Origin of the sequence: Nisaea sp. (assembly GCF_017640745.1) — a bacterium.
GTDB lineage: Bacteria > Pseudomonadota > Alphaproteobacteria > Thalassobaculales > Thalassobaculaceae > Nisaea.
The window spans coordinates 167,589-186,089 of sequence record NZ_JAEPQA010000004.1 but is presented as its reverse complement, the minus strand read 5'-3'; the positions used below and the strand labels follow the sequence as shown (position 1 = coordinate 186,089).

Below are 18,501 nucleotides of genomic sequence, written 5' to 3'. Positions count from 1 at the left end.
GTGCGGCGGACTGTCGCAACGGTAATTGAGGCCCTGCGCGAGGGGCGCGCGGAGCCAGATCAGGCAGAACCGAACAGCCACTTTGAAAAGGGGCAGGTTCCAATATGGCTACGGCAGTGAGCGATCAATCCTTTCTCTCGGGTGCGAACGCACCCTTCATCGGCGAGCTCTACGAGCGTTATCTCCAAGATCCTTCCCAGGTAGACGAAAGCTGGCGCGATTATTTCGCGACGCTGCATGACGAGGTCGGGTACGTCAAAGGCGACGTGCACGGGCCGAGCTGGGCGGACCGCGGCAACCGGGTCATCGGCGGCACCGGCGAGTCGGCGGACGGCTCGGGCCCCGTTGGCGAGGCGAAACCGGGCAAGGCCGCGGCACCCGCCGACGGCGCCGATGTCCGTCAGGCCACCATGGACTCGCTCCGGGCGATCATGCTGATCCGGGCCTACCGCATCCGCGGTCACCTGAAGGCGAAGCTCGACCCCCTGGGTCTCGAGCCGCCGAACCCGCATCCGGAGCTCGATCCCGCCGAATACGGCTTTACCGAGGATGACTGGGACCGGCCGATCTTCATCAATCACGTGCTCGGTCTCGAGACCGCGACCCTGCGCCAGATCATGGATCTTCTGGAGCGCACCTATTGCGGCTCCATCGGCGTCGAGTTCATGCACATGCAGGATCCGGCCCAGAAGCTCTGGATCCAGGAACGGATCGAGCAGATCCGCAACCGCACCGAATTTACCGAGCGCGGCAAGCACACCATTCTCGAGCGCCTGACCGCGGCGGAGACCTTCGAACAGTTCCTCGGCCGCAAATATGTCGGCACCAAGCGCTTCGGCCTCGACGGCGGCGAGAGCCTGATCCCGGCGATGGAACAGATCCTGAAGCGGGGCAGCCAGCTCGGTCTCGAGGAAGTCGTCATCGGCATGCCGCACCGCGGCCGCCTGAACGTGCTCTGCAACTTCATGAGCAAGCCGTTCCGCGCCATCATCTCCGAGTTCCTCGGCAACCCGGCGAACCCGGAAGATGCTGGCGGCTCGGGCGACGTGAAATACCATATGGGCGTCTCGGCGGACCGCGAGTTCGACGACAAGCAGGTCCACCTGACGCTCAACGCGAACCCGTCCCACCTCGAGATCGTGAACCCGGTGGTGATCGGCCGTGTCCGCGCCAAACAGGCGCAGCGCAACGACAAGGAGCGCCGCAAGGTGCTCGGCATCCTGCTGCACGGCGACGCCGCCTTTGCGGGCCAGGGCGTGGTCGCGGAGACCTTCGCCTTCTCCGACCTGCGCGGCTACAAGACCGGCGGGACGATGCACATCATCGTCAACAACCAGATCGGCTTCACCACGGCCCCGGCCTTCTCGCGCTCCTCGCCCTATCCGACGGATGTCGCGAAGATGGTCGCCGCGCCGATCTTCCACGTGAACGGCGACGATCCGGAAGCGGTCGTCCATGTCGCCCGCATCGCCACCGAGTTCCGTCAGGAATTCGGCGTCGACGTGGTCATCGACATCTTCTGCTACCGCCGCTTCGGCCACAACGAGGGGGATGAACCGATGTTCACCCAGCCCCTCATGTATTCGAAGATCGCGACCCAGAAGACGACCCGCCAGATCTATGCCGAGCAGCTCGAGCGCGAGGGCGTGATCAAGGCGGGCGAGGCCGACAAGATGGTCGAGGATGCGAACAGCTATCTCGACACTGAATTCGAGGCTGGCCTGAACTACAAACCGAACAAGGCGGACTGGCTGGAAGGCAAGTGGTCCGGCTTCACCAAGGCGCATGGCGATGCCCGCCGCGGCGAGACCGCGGTCGCGAAGGACACGCTGCGCGAGGTCGGCATGAAGCTCACCGAGGTGCCGGACGGCGTCAACGTGAACCGCAAGCTGCAGCGCGTGATCGACCAGCGCCGGAAGGCGATCGAGACCGGCGAGGGCATCGACTGGGCCAATGCCGAGAGCCTGGCTTTCGGCACCCTGCTGGTTCAGGGCGACGGGGTCCGGCTCAGCGGCCAGGACTCCGGCCGTGGCACCTTCTCCCAGCGTCACTCGGTCTGGATCGACCAGAAGACCGAAGAGCGCTACATCCCGCTCAATCACCTGGCAGAAGACCAGCAGACCTACGAGGTCATCGACAGCCCGCTCTCCGAAGCCTCTGTGCTCGGCTTCGAATACGGCTTCAGCCAGGCCGAACCGAACACGCTCACGCTCTGGGAAGCGCAGTTCGGCGATTTCGCCAACGGCGCCCAGGTGGTGGTCGACCAGTTCATCAGCTCCGGCGAGCACAAGTGGCTGCGCATGTCCGGTCTGGTCATGCTGCTGCCGCACGGCTATGAGGGCCAGGGTCCGGAGCATTCCTCCGCCCGTCTCGAGCGCTATCTGCAGCTCTGCGGCGAGGACAACATGCAGGTCGTGAACTGCACCACGCCGGCGAACTATTTCCACGTGCTGCGCCGTCAGCAGCGCCGGGATTTCCGCAAGCCGCTGATCGTGATGTCGCCGAAATCCCTGCTGCGCCACAAGCTCTGCGTCTCGACGCTCGACGAGATGTCCGAAGGCACGACCTTCCACCGCGTCATGTATGACAACGAAGTGCTGTGCAAGGACAAGGACGTTAAACGCGTCGTGATCTGCTCCGGCAAGGTCTATTACGACCTTTACGAGGAGCGCGCGCGGCGCGGTCAGACCGACGTCTTCTTCCTGCGCCTGGAACAGCTCTATCCGTTCCCGCGCAAGGCGCTGATGCAGGAGCTGTCGCGCTTCCCGCAGGCCGAGGTGGTCTGGTGCCAGGAGGAGCCCTGGAACATGGGCGCCTGGTCCTTTGTCGACCGGCGGATCGAGAGTGTGCTGATCGAGCTCGACGGCGCCTGCAAGCGTCCGCTCTATGCGGGCCGCGCGGAAGCCGCCTCGCCCGCGACCGGCAACCACGGCCGCCATGTGCGCGAGCAGGAGGCGCTGGTCTCCGAGGCGCTCGCGGTCGGCGAGGAAATGAGCAAGGGCAGCCGCTTCGCGGCGGAATAATCCGAACCAAGTCATTGCCGCCGGCCCATCCCCGGCGGCAATTCACATGATGCGCCGGTCATGGCGCCTTTAAAGAGAATGGACGGAGATATGGCGACGGAAATCAAGGTACCGGTTCTCGGGGAATCGGTGTCCGAGGCAACGGTAGCGCGGTGGATGAAGGCCGTCGGGGACGCGGTCGCGGCCGACGAGCCCCTGGTCGAGCTCGAGACCGACAAGGTCACCCTCGAGGTTCCCGCGCCGGTCGCCGGCACGCTGCAGGAAATCGTGGCCGCCGAGAATGCCACCGTCGGCGTCGATGCGCTGCTCGGCGTGATCGCCGAAGGCGCCGCTCCGGCGAAGAAGGCAGAGCCCGCCAAGCCGGCCGAAGCCAAGGCGGAAGCGGCTCCGGCCCCGGCCAAGGAAGCGCCGAAGCCCGCGCCGGCTCCGGCCGCTGCGCCTGCCGCCGCTGCCGGCACGCATGAAGTGAAGACGCTGTCGCCGGCCGTGCGCAAGCTGGTCGAGGACAACAATCTCGATCCCGCGAAGATCAAGCCGACCGGCAAGGACGGCCGCCTGACCAAGGGCGACGTGCTGGCCGCGATCGAGGCCGGAACCGCCAAGGCGACCGCGTCGGCCCCTGCCGGTGCCGCGCCTGCCGCGGCCGGTCCGCTGCCGCCGCGCGCCGAGGATCCGCGCGAGGAGCGGGTGCGGATGACGCGCCTGCGCCAGTCCATCGCGCGCCGCCTGAAGGACGCGCAGAACACCGCCGCGATGCTCACCACCTTCAACGAGGTGGACATGACCGAGGTCATGGCGCTGCGCAATCTCTACAAGGACGGCTTCGAGAAGAAGCACGGCGTGAAGCTCGGCTTCATGTCCTTCTTCGTGAAGGCCTGTATCGCCGCGCTGCAGGAGCTGCCAGCGGTCAATGCCGAGATCTACGGCGACGAGCTGATCTACAAGAACTACTACGATATCGGCGTCGCGGTCGGCACGCCGCAGGGCCTGGTCGTTCCGGTCCTGCGCGATGCGGATAAGCTGAACTTCGCCGGCGTGGAGAAGGGCATCGGCGATCTCGGCCGCAAGGCGCGGGACGGCAAGCTGACCATGCAGGACATGATGGGCGGCACCTTCACCATCACCAACGGCGGCGTCTACGGCTCGCTGATGTCGACCCCGATCCTGAATCCTCCGCAGTCCGGCATCCTCGGCATGCACAAGATCCAGGAGCGGCCGATGGTCGTGAACGGCAAGGTCGAGATCCGGCCGATGATGTATCTGGCGCTGAGCTACGATCACCGCATCATCGACGGCCGCGAGGCGGTCACCTTCCTGGTCCGCGTCAAGGACGCGCTGGAAGATCCGCGGCGCCTGCTGATCGACATGTAATCCCATCGCGCGCGGGCTTGTCCCGCGCGCGGTCTTTCCAGGAACGAGCTGACAAGAAAGCAATTCATCATGGCTGACAGCTACGATCTCGTCGTTATCGGTGCGGGCCCCGGCGGCTATGTGGCCGCGATCCGCGCCGCGCAACTGGGCATGAAAGTGGCGTGCGTCGAGAAGCGCGCGACCCTCGGCGGCACCTGCCTCAATGTCGGCTGCATCCCGTCCAAGGCGCTGCTTTCCTCCTCGGAGAAATTCGCCGAGGCGCAGGATCACCTGAAGGAGATCGGCGTCGACGTCGGCTCCGTGAAGCTGAATCTGAAGCAGATGATGGCGAACAAGGCGAGTGTGGTCGAAGGCCTGACCGGCGGCGTCGCGTTCCTGTTCAAGAAGAACAAGATCGACTGGAAGACCGGCACCGCGGTGGTGAAGTCCGCGACCGAGGTTGAGGTCACGCCGGAGAAGGGCAAGAAGGAAGTGCTCAAGACCGAGCGCGTCCTGATCGCCACCGGCTCCGAGCCGACCCCGCTGCCGGGCCTCGAGATCGACGAGAAGAAGATCGTCACGTCCACCGGCGCGCTCGAGATTTCCAAGGTGCCGGGTCACATGGTCGTCATCGGCGGCGGCGTGATCGGCCTCGAGATGGCCTCGGTCTGGTCCCGCCTCGGTGCCAAGGTGACGGTGGTCGAGTTCCTCGACCGGATCGTCCCGGGCATGGATGGCGAGGTCGCCAAGAAGTTCCAGCGCGTGCTGCAGAAGCAGGGCATCGAGTTCAAGCTCGGCACCAAGGTGACCGCGTCCAAGAAGACCAAGACAGGCGTCAGCCTGACCGCCGAGCCCGCCAAGGGCGGCGACAAGGAGACCATCGAGGCCGATGTGGTTCTCGTCGCCATCGGCCGCCGTCCCTTCACCGCGGGCCTCGGACTCGACAAGGTCGGCGTGAAGATGGACGAGCGCGGCTTCATCGAGGTCGACGCCGACTTCGAGACCAATGTCGAGGGCATCTTCGCCATCGGCGATGTGATCAAGGGCCCGATGCTGGCGCACAAGGCCGAGGAAGACGGCGTCGCCGCGGTCGAGACCATGGCGGGTCAGTCCGGTCACGTGGACTACAATCTCGTCCCGGGCATCGTCTACACCTGGCCGGAAGTCGCGAGCATCGGCAAGACAGAGGAGCAGCTGAAGGAAGCGGGCGTCGAATACAATGCCGGGTCCTTCCCCTTCTCCGCCAACGCCCGAGCCAAGTCCGTCGGCATGACCGAGGGCTTCGTGAAGGTCCTCGCCGACAAGAAGACCGACGCGGTGCTCGGTGCCCACATCATGGGCCCGGAAGCCGGCAACCTGATCCACGAGATCGCCGCCGTCATGGCGTTCGGCGGTTCCGCCGAGGATATCGGCCGGATCTGCCACGGCCATCCGACGCTGTCGGAAGCGGTCAAGGAAGCCGGTCTCGCGGTCGGCAAGGCCGCGATCCACATCTGATCAGAAGTTTCGATATCGAAACGGAAACCGCGGCCTTCGGGCCGCGGTTTCTGTTTGTGCCTACCGATACAGGCCGTCATCCCGGACCTGATCCGGGACCTCAGGCGGCCGGGCGCAATCCTACGTTCGACAAGGTCCCGGCTCTTCGGCCGGGATGACGTGTTTATGAAGATCCCCGCAGATCCTTCGCGTCCTGGCGCCGGCTGAAGGGCAGCCAGAGCGAGAAGGCGAGCGGCGCGAGGCCCGGCAGCGCCACCGGATCGGGATCGGTGACGGGCAGTGGAAGCTCCTCGTTCGAGCCGCCGTCGAGCCAGAGCGCGAGCTTGCGGCCGAGCGCCGTGGTCATGGCGATGCCGCGGCCGTTGCAGGCGATCGCCGAGAAGGCGCCGTCCCCAAGCCGCATCAGACGGGGCATGTAGTCGCGCGCGGCGGCGAGCCGGCCCTGCCAGGCGAATTCGGGCCGCAGTTCCGGCAGTTGCGGCAGCAGCGCCTGCAGCCGCCCGAGATGGTGGGTGCGCCCGCGCTCGACCGAACCGAAGGGGTTGGCGAGCAGGCCGCCGGTGACGATCCGGTTGTCGTCGGTCCAGCGATAGGCGATCAGGTCCTTGCGGGTATCGGCCGAGCAGCGGTCGTTCGGCAGCACGCTCTTGCGCAGTTCCGGGTCGAGCTGCTGGGTCGCGACCTGGAAGAGGGTGATCGGGAACTGCGTACCTTCCGCCTTCGGGGCGAGCCCGCCGCCTGTGCTGTTCGTGGTCAGCAGCACCCGGTCGGCGACGAGTGTGCCGTGATCGGTCCTGAGGTGCCACTCGGCGCCTTTCTTCTCGATCCCGGTCGCCCGGCTGTCGCTATGGAGGGTGACGCCGGCCCTGACCGCCGCATGCGCGAGGCCCCGTACGAAGGCGAGCGGATTTACATGTCCGCCGGTCGGGTCGAGGAAAGCCCCGTGATAGGCCTCGGAACCGGTTTCGGCGATCGCTTCCTCGCGGCCGAGCAGGCGAACCGGGCGGCCGAGATCCTGCCACTGCTTCACCCGGTCCTTCAGCCACTCGACCTTGTTCGCGGCATGGATCGGCTGCATCCAGCCGGTCTGCTTGCCCCAGCACTCGATGCCGTGGCGCCGGATCAGGTCGAAGACCAGCTCGCCGCCTTCGCCGAGCATGCGGACCAGCAGCTCGCCCTTCTCGGCGCCGAACTTGTCCTTGGCATAGCGCGGATCGAGTCCGGTCAGCAGGTTGGGCACAATGAAACCGGTATTGCGTCCCGAGGCCCCGAATCCGGCCTCGTCGGCCTCCAGAAGCGTGACCTTGTGGCCGGCCTCGGCGAGATGCAGAGCGGTCGAGAGACCGAGGAAACCGCCGCCGACCACAGCGATCTCCGTGCGCGCCTCGCCCTCGAGACGCTTTGCATCGGGTCCCGCCGGAGCGACGGAATGCCAGAAGGAACTCTGGAAACTGAGCGAGGGGTGCGGCGCGCCCGCGAGGTCTTCCCAGATGGTTGGCTTGTAGCCCTTATGCGCGATTTCCGGCATCGGCTCTTCCCTCGTCGGACGGGTTCATTATTGTGGCGGCCGGCCTCGCGCTGTCTGAGACGAAAACCGCCGGTGGGACATGTTGAAGTGAGCATGTCCGAGCGGCCGGAACCGCGCAAGTGGAGTGAGAAGGGTTCGGGAATGAGAGTGGTCTGTCTGGCGCTGGTCCTGTTCGGCGCGCTGACGGCGCCGGGCGTGCGGGCGCAAGATGTATCCGATGGCGAGCTGGCGTCCGAAATGCGCTTCCAGGGCGGTGAGAACGTTTTCCACTACGAGTGGCAGCGGCTGACCGGAGACCTCACCTGCGACGGCGCGGCCGACAAGGTGGCGGGCTATGTCGATCTGGACAATCCGGAAGGTCTGTCGTTTTTCTTGACCGTGGTGACGCGGTCGGAGGGTCACCTGACCTCCGATGCAATGATTGCCTTCTTCGACGACCGGCACGACGACGGTCTCTGCGGCGAAGGCAAGCCGCCGCCGGTTCTGAGCCTGGAGCGCTTCACGGATGAAGAGGCGCGGATCCTGACCGGGGTCGAGAATGCCTGCCCTCTTGCGATCAGGATCGATGACGGATTGTGCCCGGCACACCGCTATTTCTGGATCGCCGGGCGTGACCGGGATGATAGGCTCCTGCTGGTCAAGAACTGAGACCCGGACGGGACCGGAAGCGGCGAATGCGGATATTGATTTTTGCGGCGGCCTTGGTCGTGCTGGGGGCCGGTATCGCCCGGGCGCAGGACATAACCGATGCCGAACTGACAGGCGAAATGCGCTTCCATGGCGGACAGCATGCTTCGGCCTATCAATGGCAGGTGCTCACCGGGGACGTGACCTGCGATGGCGATGCCGACAAGGTCGGCTCCTATGTCAGCCTCGACAACCCGGATGGCCCCCGATTCTTCCTTGTCGTCGTCGCGCGGGAGGAGGGGCAACTGGTCTCCGAATCCGTCGTCACACCCTTCGACAGCGCGGATCAGGCCGGTCTCTGCGGCACCGGCAACCCGCCGCCGAAGATCTCGCTGGAGCAGTTCACCGACGAGGAGGCGCGCGAGATGCTGGGAATCGAAGGCGCCTGCCCGCTGGCCATCATCGTCGAGGACGGGATGTGCGACCTGCACCACTATTTCTGGGTCCCGGAATGGGAAGAGGACCGGAAGCTGATCTTCTTCCGGAACTGACGGAACTTACCGGTCTCTCGGATGGGCGCGCCGATGCACGTCCATCAGCCGCTCCGCATCGACACTCGTGTAGCGCTGGGTCGTGGCGAGCGAGGCATGGCCGAGCAGTTCCTGGATCGCCCTGAGATCGCCGCCGCCGGCCAGCAGGTGGGTGGCAAAGGAATGGCGGAGCGCATGCGGCGTCGCGCTTTCCGGCAGGGCGAGCCAGCCGCGCGCCAGCCGCATCGTGCGCTGGGCGATCCCGGCCTGCAGCCGCTTGCCGCGCGCACCGAGGAAAAGCGGATCGTCGGGTCCGCCGCTGTAGGGGCAGCGGGCGAGGTAATCCTCGATGGCCGAACGGACGGCGGGCAGGATCGGCACGATCCGTTGCTTGTTGCCCTTGCCGGTGACGGCAAGCGTGTCGCCTTTCGGCACATCGCCGCGATTGAGCGCCAGCGCCTCGCCGATGCGCAGGCCCGCGCCATAGAGCAGCGAGACCAGCGCCACGTCCCGGGCTGCGATCCAGGGTTGGGACGCGAGCTCGCCGACCGCTTCCAGCGTTTCCGCCGCTTCCGTGACCGTGAGCGCCTTCGGCACCGAGGCCGGGATGCGCGGGCCGCGAATCGCGAAGATCGCGGCGTTTGCAAGCACGTTCCGGCGCTCGAGAAAGCGGAAGAAGCCCCGCACGACGGAGAGCGCGCGGGCGGTCGAGGTCTTGGCGTAGCCGCCGGACGCCCGGCGCGCCAGCCAGGCGCGGAAGTCGCCCGGTTTGAGCGCCGCAAGGTCGGCAATCTCCGGCGACTGGCCGAGATGGTCCTGGAGAAAGTCGAGGAAGCCTTCGAGATCCCGCTCGTAGGCATCGGTCGTGTGACCGGAGGCGCGTTTCTCGCTCGCCAGCCAAATCCTCCAGGCGGCGATCGCGCCGGGCAGGTTTTTGGGGCGGTCGGCGGCCGCTAGCCCGGCAGGTTCAGCCATTGCCGGATGGTCAGTTCCGTGGTGCGGGCGAGGAAGCTCAGCAGTTCGGTCGCCTGCCCGTGGTGATAGGCCTCGCTGTCCCTTGTCCCGAAGGCCATCAGGCCCATCGGCGAGTGCGGGCTGACCTGGATGCGGGCGAGCGCCATGGAAGAGACCAGCCCCGAGGCCGAGCCGAAGATTTCCTCGTCCCCGTCCACATTCGCGGCCAGCAGCACGTCCTTGCCGGCGCCAAGCTTGCGATCGATGGTGCCCGCCGGGATCGAGCGCACGCCCGAGGCATAGGCCTTCGGGATCGGCACGTCGCCGGCCTCGATGCAGATCGTCACCACGTCGATGCCCAGCATCACCGGCAGGTCGATGGTCACGGTCTGGATCAGATTGTCGAACGAGGTCGCGGCGACGATGCGCAGCACGGCCGCATGGATCCGGTTCTGCGTCGTCTGGTTGCCGCGCGCGGTCGCGATCAGACCGGCATGGGAATCCTTCAGGCGCTGGTTTTCCGAGCGCAGGCGCTCCAGCATGAAGTGCTGCATGTCGACCACCGCCTCACCGCTGGTCCGGCTGGGCGGGGTCAGGATGTCGATCAGCTCCGGATGGGCGACCAGAAAGTCGGGATGGGCCGACAGGTAGTCCGCGACCTGTTCGGCCGTGAGCGTCGAGGCGGGCCGGTTCGCCGCCTCCTTCACGCTCTTGCCCGGCTCCGCCGCGGATCCCTTGCCTGTCATGGCCCGTCCTTCCTGCTCAGAGGATGCTCTGACCGGTCTTCGCCCAGTCCTTCATGAAGGCGTCGAGGCCCTTGTCGGTGAGCGGGTGATTGTAGAGGCTGCGCAGCACGGCCGGCGGCACGGTGGCGACGTCGGCGCCCAGTTTCGCCGCATCGATCACATGCTGCGGGCCGCGCACGGAGGCGACCAGGATCTCGGTGTCGAAATCGTAGTTGGCGTAGATGTCGGCGATATCCGCGATCAGATCCATGCCCGGAACGCCGATGTCGTCGAGCCGGCCGACGAAGGGCGAGATGAAGGCGGCGCCGGCCTTGGCGGCGAGCAGGGCCTGGCCGGCCGAGAAGCAGAGCGTGACGTTGACCGGAATGCCCTCGTCGGCGAGCGCCTTGCAGGTCTTCAGGCCGTCGACCGTCAGCGGCACCTTCACCGCGATATTGTCCGCGAGCTTGGCGAGGAAGAGGCCTTCCTTGAGCATCGTCTCGTGGTCGGTCGCGGTCACCTCGGCACTGACCGGCCCGTCGACGATCTCGCAGATCTCCTTGATCACTTCGAGGATCGGTCGGCCCGATTTCGCGATCAGCGACGGGTTGGTGGTGACTCCGTCCACGAGACCGGTCGCGGCCAGATCCTTGATCTCCGCGACGTCGGCGGTGTCGATGAAGAATTTCATGTCGTCCTGTATCCTCGGCAGGTGGTGAATCCGGGCCCCGTATGACCGAATCGACCGGGCGAGTCTAGCGCATACAAAGGTGCGGTGCCAGTGACGGACATGTTTCGGGGCCAAGCTTCCTCAGCATCGCGCGCGGGGCTTGGCGAACCTGTTGCCGGGGCGCCGCCGCGCCGCCACACTCCGCCCCATGTCCGACCTCTTCCAAGATGAGCTCCGCCGCATCCAGGTGCTGATCCCCCTGCCGCTTGCGGGGCCGTACGACTATCTCGCCGAAGCGGAGTCCGACCTGACGCTCGGCAGCATCGTCGAGGTGCCGCTCGGCAACCGCCGTACCGTCGGCGTGGTCTGGAACATGGAGGTTGCGGAGGCACCCGAAAGCGGCCAGGTGGTGCGGGAGCGGCTGAAGCCGGTATTCCGGCGGCTGCCTGTCCCTTCCTTGCCGGAGCCGGTGATCCGGCTGGTCGACTGGGTCTCCTCCTATACCTTGTCCGCACAGGGCGCGGTGCTGCGCATGGCGATCAGCGTGCCCGACGCCTTCGAGCCGGCGAAACCGGTGACAGCCTATACGGCGCTGCCGGGCGGTCCCGAGGCCGTCGAAGCGCTTGGCCTCAAGCTGACATCCGCCCGCCGCCGGGTCCTCTCGCTGCTGGAAGACGGCCCGCCGCGGACGGCGAAGGAGATCGCGGAGGAGACCGGCGTCGGCACCTCTGTGGTGAAGGGGCTCGCCGAAGGCGGCGGACTGGTCTCGGTCGCGCTGCCCGCGGACGCGCCCTTTCCCGACCCGGATCCCGAGCGCCGGCGCGACACGCCCTTGTCGGAGGAACAAGCGGAGGTGGCGGGGACCCTGACCGAAGCCGTTCGCGCGGAAAGATTCTCAGCCCTGCTGCTCGACGGCGAGACCGGCGCGGGCAAGACCGAGGTCTATTTCGAGGCGGTGGCGGAAGCGCTCCGGCGGGATAAAAAGGTGCTGGTGCTGTTGCCGGAAATCGCGCTCTCCTCGGAATGGCTGAACCGGTTCGAGGCGCGCTTCGGCGTGCGGCCTGCGGAATGGCACTCGGATCTGAAGCCGCGCCGCCGCCGCCATACCTGGCGCGCGGTTTCCGAAGGCAAGGTCCGGGTGCTGGTCGGCGCCCGCTCGGCGCTCTTCCTGCCTTTTCCCGACCTCGGCCTGATCGTCGTCGATGAGGAGCACGAATCCGCCTACAAGCAGGAGGAGGGCGTGGTCTATCACGGCCGGGACATGGCGGTGGTGCGGGCCAGCCTGACGCCCTGTCCGGTGGTGCTGGTCTCCGCGACCCCGGCGCTGGAGAGCATGCGCAATGCCGAGCAGGGCCGCTACGTGCATCTTCGCCTGACCGCACGGCACGGCGCCGCCACGCTGCCGTCGGTGGAGCTGGTCGATCTCCGCCGCCATCAGCCGGAGCGCGGGCGATGGCTTTCCCGGCCGCTGGTCGACGCCATGAAAGCCGCACTGGAAGCGGGCGAACAGTCGCTGGTCTTCCTCAACCGCCGGGGCTATGCGCCGCTCACCCTCTGCCGCGCCTGCGGGCACCGGCTGGAATGTCCGAGCTGCTCCGCCTGGCTGGTCGAGCATCGGCTGCTCGGGCGTCTGCAATGCCATCACTGCGGATACAGCGCTCGGCTGCCGAAAGCCTGTCCGTCCTGCGCCGCGGAGGACAGTTTCGTCGCCAGCGGACCCGGCGTGGAGCGGATGGCGGAGGAGGTCGCCGCGCTCTTTCCCGAGGCCCGCTTCCAGATCGTCTCCAGCGACACGCTGAACGGCCCGGCGGCGGCGGCGGAGTTCGTGCGCAGCGTCAACGAGGGCGAGGTCGACATCATCCTCGGCACCCAGATCGTGGCCAAGGGCTATCATTTCCCGAAGCTGACCCTGGTCGGCGTCGTCGATGCGGATCTCGGTCTCGCCGGCGGCGATCTCCGCGCGGCGGAACGCACCTACCAGCTGCTTCATCAGGTCGCCGGCCGGGCCGGGCGGGCGGAGCATCCGGGCCGGGTGCTGCTGCAGACCCACCAGCCGGAGAACCCGGTGCTGAAGGCGCTGGCCGAGTGGGACCGGGACGGATTCCTCGCCGAGGAGGCGTCCGCGCGCGAACGGCAGGGCATGCCGCCCTTCGGCAGGCTTGCCGGGATCATCGTCAGCGCTGCCGATCCGAACCAGGCGGACATGGTGGCCAGCCGGATCGGCCGTGCGGCGCCGGATTTGGAGGGCGTTTCCGTTCTCGGGCCTGCCCCGGCGCCGCTCGCCCTGCTGCGTGGCCGGCACCGCCGGCGGCTGCTGGTGAAGACCAGGCGCGAGATCAATATCCAGGCCGTTCTGCGAGACTGGCTCTCGCGCGTGGAGGTTCCTTCCGCCGTCCGCGTCACGGTCGATATCGACCCCTACAGTTTCCTCTGAGTTCCGGGTCGATCCGCCCCGGAGGATGCACCATGCGAGAAGCGGGCAGGGACCGCTTGCACGGGGTGAACCACTATGCTAGAGAACCGCCGCGCTCGGCGGAAACTGCCGTCGACGAGGGTAATTTTTGGTCAATATTCGCCTGGAACCGATCTGGTCCGATCCGGATCCGGTAACCCGGTGAAATCTCAGGAAGAAGAGGCGTTCTCTGGTGGCTTCCGAAACGACAGGCTTGGCCGGAAGATATGCCTCCGCCCTCTATGAGCTGGCGGACGGCGAGAAAGCTCTGGACGCCGTCGCGGACGACCTTCGGTCGCTGCGGCAGGCCCTGATTGAAAGCCCCGAGCTGCTGCGTCTGGTTCGCTCGCCCGTGCTTTCGCGGGACGAGCAGACGCGCGGCATCACGGCCGTTCTCGAAAAAATGGGCGCGCAGGCGCTGACCCGGAAATTCATCGGTACCGTCGCGGGCAACCGGCGCCTTTTTGCGCTGGACGCGATGATCACCGCATTTCTTGCCGAGCTTGCCGCGCGCCGCGGTGAAGTCACGGCCGATGTGACCTCCGCCGTCGAACTGAGCAAAGAGCAGCTCGCCGACGTGACCGACGCCATCAAGAAGGCGGTCGGTCAGAAGGTCGCCGTCAATCTCTCCGTCGATCCGGCTTTGATCGGCGGACTTATCGTGCGCGTCGGTTCGCGCATGATCGACAACTCAATCCGTTCCAAGCTGCAGCGTCTGCAACTTGCTATGAAAGGTGTTGGCTGATGGATATCCGCGCCGCTGAGATTTCTTCGATCCTGAAGGAACAGATCGCGAATTTCGGAACCGAAGCAGAGGTGGCCGAAGTCGGTCAGGTTCTCTCCGTCGGTGACGGTATCGCCCGTGTCTATGGCCTCGACCAGGTCCAGGCCGGCGAAATGGTCGAGTTCCCGGGCGGCGTCCAGGGCATGGCGCTGAACCTCGAAGACGACAATGTCGGTGTCGTTATCTTCGGTGAAGACCGCGGCATCAAGGAAGGCGACACCGTCAAGCGGACCGGCGCCATCGTTGACGTTCCGGTCGGCAAGAGCCTGCTCGGCCGCGTGGTCGACGGTCTCGGCAACCCGATCGACGGCAAGGGCCCGCTGAAGGACGTCGAGCGCAAGCGCGTCGAAGTCAAGGCGCCGGGCATCATGCCGCGTAAGTCGGTGCACGAGCCGATGCAGACCGGCCTCAAGGCCATCGACAGCCTGATCCCGGTCGGCCGTGGCCAGCGCGAGCTGATCATCGGTGACCGCCAGACCGGCAAGACCGCGATCGCCATCGACACCTTCATCAACCAGAAGTCCGTGAACGAGGCGGCCGGCGACGACGACAGCAAGAAGCTGTTCTGCATCTATGTCGCGATCGGCCAGAAGCGTTCCACCGTCGCCCAGATCGTGAAGACCCTGGAGGACTACGGCGCGATGGAGTATTCCATCGTCGTGGCCGCCACCGCTTCCGAGCCGGCGCCGATGCAGTATCTCGCGCCGTATACCGGCTGCACCATGGGCGAATACTTCCGCGACAACGGCATGCACTCGGTCATCGTCTATGACGATCTGTCCAAGCAGGCCGTCGCCTATCGCCAGATGTCCCTGCTGCTGCGCCGCCCGCCGGGGCGCGAAGCCTTCCCGGGCGACGTGTTCTATCTGCACTCCCGCCTGCTGGAACGCGCGGCGAAGCTGAACGACGACCAGGGCGCCGGTTCCATGACCGCCCTTCCGGTCATCGAAACCCAGGCCGGCGACGTCTCCGCCTACATTCCGACCAACGTGATCTCGATCACCGACGGCCAGATCTTCCTTGAGACCGAACTGTTCTACCAGGGCATCCGCCCGGCGGTGAACGTCGGCCTCTCGGTCAGCCGCGTCGGCTCCGCCGCCCAGATCAAGGCGATGAAGCAGGTTGCCGGTACCATCAAGCTCGAGCTCGCCCAGTATCGTGAAATGGCGGCCTTTGCGCAGTTCGCGTCGGACCTCGACCCGATCACGCAGAAGCTGCTGGCCCGCGGTTCCCGCCTGACCGAGCTGCTGAAGCAGCCGCAGTACTCGCCGCTCGCGGTCGAGGAGCAGGTGGCGATCATCTTCGCCGGCGTGCGTGGTTATCTCGACCAGCTGCCGCTGGGCGACGTGACGCGCTTCGAGCAGGCCTACCTTTCCGAGATCCGTGCCAAGGGCAAGGACATCCTGGACACAATCCGGAACGAGAAGGCGCTCTCCTCGGAGACCGAAGAAAAGCTGAAGGCGTTCCTCGACGGCTTCGCCAAGACCTTCGCGTAAGGATCCGACGCTAGTCGAGCCGGGGAGCAAAGATGCCCAGCCTCAAGGACCTGAAAATCAGGATCAACAGCGTCAAGTCGACGCGGAAGATCACATCGGCCATGAAAATGGTCGCGGCCGCCAAGCTGCGCCGCGCCCAGGAGCAGGCGGAAGCCTCTCGGCCGTACGCCGAGCGGATGAACCGCATGATCGCGTCGCTGGCCGGCGCCGCGTCGCAGACCGGCGGCCCGAAGCTGCTGGCCGGCACCGGGAAGGACGACGTGCATCTGCTCGTCGTCTTCACCGCGGACCGCGGTCTTTGCGGCGGCTTCAACAGCTCGATCATCCGGGCTGCCCGCCGCCGTATCCGTGCCCTGAGCACGGGCGGCAAGACGGTGAAGATCTATTGCGTCGGCAAGCGCGGCCGTGACGCCCTGAAGCGCGAATTCGGCGAGATGATCGTCAATTCGGTGCAGGACGTGACCCGCAAGGGCGTGGCCTTCTCCAGCGCCGACGAGATTGCTGCCGGCATTCTGAAGATGTTCGAGGACGGCGAGTTCGACGTCTGTTCGGTGCTCTTCAACCGGTTCCAGTCCGCGATGACGCAGATTGTCACGGAACAGCAGATCATTCCGGCAAGCATGCCGGAAACCGGCGAAGGCCCGGCGGAGACCGAGAGCGGTGCGCTCTACGAGTACGAGCCGGACGAGGAAGCGATCCTTGCGGCCCTGCTGCCGCGCAACGTCGCGACCCAGATCTTCACGGCGCTGCTGGAAAGCAATGCCTCCGAGCATGGTGCCCGGATGACCGCGATGGACAACGCCACGCGGAACGCCGGCGACATGATCGACAAGCTGACGCTGAACTACAACCGGGCGCGCCAGGCGGCCATTACGAAAGAGCTTATCGAGATCATCTCCGGTGCCGAGGCCGTCTAGGCCGCGCCGGAAGAAGAACTCGGTCGAAGGAATTAACGAGATCCGGATATCCCGGATAGAGGTTTGGAGCTGACTTATGGCTAAGAATGCGACAGGCAAAGTCACACAGGTTATCGGCGCTGTTGTCGACGTTCAGTTCGACGGTGAGATTCCGGCGATCCTGAACGCCCTGCACACGAAAAACGGCGACAACCTGCTGGTTCTGGAGGTCGCTCAGCACCTCGGCGAGAACACGGTGCGGACCATCGCCATGGACGGTACCGAAGGTCTGGTGCGCGGCCAGCCGGTCGAGGACACCGGGTCCCCGATCATGGTTCCGGTCGGACCGGAAACCCTCGGCCGCATCATGAACGTCATCGGCGATCCGGTCGACGAAGGCGCGCCGGTGAAGACCAAGGCGAAATTCCCGATCCACCGTTCGGCCCCGGCCTTCGAGGAACAGTCCACCGAAGCCGAGATCCTGGTCACCGGCATCAAGGTCGTCGACTTGCTCGCGCCGTACGCAAAGGGCGGTAAGATCGGCCTGTTCGGCGGCGCCGGCGTCGGCAAGACCGTTCTCATCATGGAGCTGATCAACAACGTCGCGAAGGCGCACGGCGGTTACTCCGTGTTCGCGGGCGTCGGCGAGCGGACCCGTGAAGGTAACGACCTCTACCACGAAATGGTCGAATCCGGCGTTATCGTGCCGGGCGGCGAAGGCTCCAAGGCCGCGTTGGTCTATGGCCAGATGAACGAACCGCCGGGTGCCCGCGCCCGCGTCGCGCTGACCGGTCTGACCCAGGCCGAATACTTCCGCGACGAGGAAGGCCAGGACGTGCTGTTCTTCGTAGACAACATCTTCCGCTTCACGCAGGCCGGCTCCGAAGTGTCCGCGCTTCTCGGCCGTATCCCGTCGGCGGTGGGCTATCAGCCGACCCTCGCGACCGACATGGGCGCCCTGCAGGAACGCATCACCACCACCAAGAAGGGCTCGATCACGTCGGTGCAGGCCATTTACGTGCCGGCTGACGACTTGACCGACCCGGCGCCTGCCACGTCCTTCTCGCACCTTGACGCGACCACCGTTCTCAGCCGCCAGATTGCCGAGCTCGGCATCTACCCGGCGGTCGACCCGCTCGACTCCACGTCGCGCATGCTCGACCCGCGGATCATCGGCGACGAGCACTACGCGGTTGCCCGCTCGGTGCAGGAAGTGCTGCAGACCTACAAGTCCCTGCAGGACATCATCGCCATTCTCGGCATGGACGAACTCTCGGAAGAAGACCGACTGACCGTGGCCCGCGCCCGGAAAATCCAGCGCTTCCTCTCCCAGCCGTTCCACGTCGCCGAGGTCTTCACCGGTTCCCCGGGCAAGCTGGTTTCCCTCGAAGACACCATCAAGGGCTTCAAGGGCATCGTTGCCGGCGAGTACGACGATCTTCCGGAAGCGGCCTTCTACATGGTCGGCACCATCGAGGAAGCCGTCGAGAAGGCCAAGAAGATGGCGGCGGAAGCGGCCTGATCGCGTCCGTCTAACGGAGTGGAGCCATAACGATGGCTGAGACGACACAGTTCGAACTGGTATCGCCGGAAAAGCTTCTCTACTCGGAAGAGACCGAAATGGTCGTGGTTCCGGGTGCGGAAGGTAATTTCGGTGTGCTGCCGCGCCACGCGCCGATGATCTCGACGCTGCGGCCCGGCGTGATCGACGTCTATCAGAAGGGCTCGGTCGCCGAGCGCATCTTCGTCGCCGGCGGTTTTGCGGAAGTCACCGAGACCCGCTGCACCGTGCTGGCCGAAGAGGCCCTGCCGCTCGCGGACGTCGATGTGGCGAAGGTCGACAAGGACCTCGCTGATCTCCGCGATGATCTGAAGGACGCGAAAGCGGACCTTGAGCGTGAGCGTATCGAGGCCCGCATCACCGTTCTGGAAGCGATGCGCGCTGCCGCCAGTCACTGACGGCGAGACA

Annotated in this window: 15 protein-coding genes; 11 read left to right on the top strand and 4 right to left on the bottom strand. The window is 65.9% G+C overall.

The window, feature by feature from the left end:
* Window positions 1-104 precede the first annotated feature (104 nt).
* From JJ959_RS05175 to lpdA, 3 genes are all read left to right on the top strand, one after another.
* Window positions 105-3,023 carry a 2-oxoglutarate dehydrogenase E1 component gene (locus JJ959_RS05175; RefSeq protein ID WP_292880386.1) on the top strand — a complete coding sequence of 973 codons (2,919 nt, stop codon included), beginning with the start codon at window positions 105-107 and terminating at the stop codon, window positions 3,021-3,023.
* Window positions 3,024-3,113: 90 nt separating this feature from the next.
* Complete coding sequence (gene odhB, locus JJ959_RS05170) at window positions 3,114-4,394, top strand: 2-oxoglutarate dehydrogenase complex dihydrolipoyllysine-residue succinyltransferase (protein WP_292880384.1); 1,281 nt, start codon at window positions 3,114-3,116, stop codon at window positions 4,392-4,394.
* Between the two features lie 69 nt (window positions 4,395-4,463).
* On the top strand, window positions 4,464-5,870 hold the full coding sequence (lpdA, locus tag JJ959_RS05165) for a dihydrolipoyl dehydrogenase (RefSeq protein ID WP_292880381.1): 1,407 nt from the start codon (window positions 4,464-4,466) through the stop codon (window positions 5,868-5,870).
* A gap of 163 nt (window positions 5,871-6,033) precedes the next feature.
* Here lpdA and JJ959_RS05160 read toward each other — a convergent pair whose 3' ends face one another.
* A complete protein-coding gene (locus JJ959_RS05160) occupies window positions 6,034-7,398 on the bottom strand; it encodes an FAD-binding oxidoreductase (RefSeq protein WP_292880378.1) in 1,365 nt (454 codons plus the stop codon).
* A gap of 141 nt (window positions 7,399-7,539) precedes the next feature.
* Here JJ959_RS05160 and JJ959_RS05155 point away from each other — a divergent pair, with 141 nt between their 5' ends.
* Together JJ959_RS05155 and JJ959_RS05150 are read left to right on the top strand one after the other, a co-directional pair.
* Entirely contained in the window at window positions 7,540-8,046 is a 507-nt protein-coding gene (locus JJ959_RS05155; RefSeq protein ID WP_292880375.1) for a hypothetical protein, read from the top strand.
* 26 nt (window positions 8,047-8,072) lie between these two features.
* Window positions 8,073-8,576 carry a hypothetical protein gene (locus JJ959_RS05150; RefSeq protein ID WP_292880373.1) on the top strand — a complete coding sequence of 168 codons (504 nt, stop codon included), beginning with the start codon at window positions 8,073-8,075 and terminating at the stop codon, window positions 8,574-8,576.
* A 6-nt stretch (window positions 8,577-8,582) separates the two neighbouring features.
* Here the strand turns inward: JJ959_RS05150 and JJ959_RS05145 are convergent, their stop codons facing one another.
* From JJ959_RS05145 to fsa, 3 genes are read right to left on the bottom strand one after another with little or no spacing between them, the layout of a single operon-like run.
* Complete coding sequence (locus tag JJ959_RS05145) at window positions 8,583-9,530, bottom strand: tyrosine recombinase XerC (protein ID WP_292880371.1); 948 nt, start codon at window positions 9,528-9,530, stop codon at window positions 8,583-8,585.
* Window positions 9,509-10,255, bottom strand: a complete 747-nt coding sequence (locus tag JJ959_RS05140; protein WP_292880368.1) for a DUF484 family protein — start codon at window positions 10,253-10,255, stop codon at window positions 9,509-9,511. The genes JJ959_RS05145 and JJ959_RS05140 overlap by 22 nt, the downstream gene beginning before the upstream one ends.
* Before the next feature lie 16 nt (window positions 10,256-10,271).
* Window positions 10,272-10,925: a fructose-6-phosphate aldolase gene (fsa, locus tag JJ959_RS05135; protein WP_292880365.1), complete on the bottom strand. Its 654-nt coding sequence runs from the start codon at window positions 10,923-10,925 to the stop codon at window positions 10,272-10,274.
* A 187-nt stretch (window positions 10,926-11,112) separates the two neighbouring features.
* Here fsa and JJ959_RS05130 point away from each other — a divergent pair, with 187 nt between their 5' ends.
* The 6 genes from JJ959_RS05130 (at window position 11,113) to JJ959_RS05105 (ending at window position 18,491) form a co-directional block, all read left to right on the top strand.
* Complete coding sequence (locus JJ959_RS05130) at window positions 11,113-13,338, top strand: primosomal protein N' (protein WP_292880362.1); 2,226 nt, start codon at window positions 11,113-11,115, stop codon at window positions 13,336-13,338.
* Window positions 13,339-13,549: 211 nt separating this feature from the next.
* Window positions 13,550-14,101, top strand: a complete 552-nt coding sequence (locus JJ959_RS05125) for a F0F1 ATP synthase subunit delta (protein WP_292880359.1) — start codon at window positions 13,550-13,552, stop codon at window positions 14,099-14,101.
* Window positions 14,101-15,636 (top strand): F0F1 ATP synthase subunit alpha, encoded by a 1,536-nt coding sequence (gene atpA, locus JJ959_RS05120; protein WP_292880356.1) that lies wholly within the window; start codon window positions 14,101-14,103, stop codon window positions 15,634-15,636. The genes JJ959_RS05125 and atpA overlap by 1 nt, the downstream gene beginning before the upstream one ends.
* A gap of 32 nt (window positions 15,637-15,668) precedes the next feature.
* Window positions 15,669-16,553 (top strand): F0F1 ATP synthase subunit gamma, encoded by an 885-nt coding sequence (locus JJ959_RS05115; protein ID WP_292880353.1) that lies wholly within the window; start codon window positions 15,669-15,671, stop codon window positions 16,551-16,553.
* Between the two features lie 76 nt (window positions 16,554-16,629).
* A complete protein-coding gene (atpD, locus tag JJ959_RS05110) occupies window positions 16,630-18,054 on the top strand; it encodes a F0F1 ATP synthase subunit beta (protein WP_292880350.1) in 1,425 nt (474 codons plus the stop codon).
* Between the two features lie 32 nt (window positions 18,055-18,086).
* The gene (locus JJ959_RS05105; protein WP_292880348.1) at window positions 18,087-18,491 is read left to right on the top strand and encodes a F0F1 ATP synthase subunit epsilon; all 405 of its coding nucleotides are present in this window, start codon (window positions 18,087-18,089) and stop codon (window positions 18,489-18,491) included.
* The last annotated feature ends 10 nt before the right edge of the window (window positions 18,492-18,501 follow it).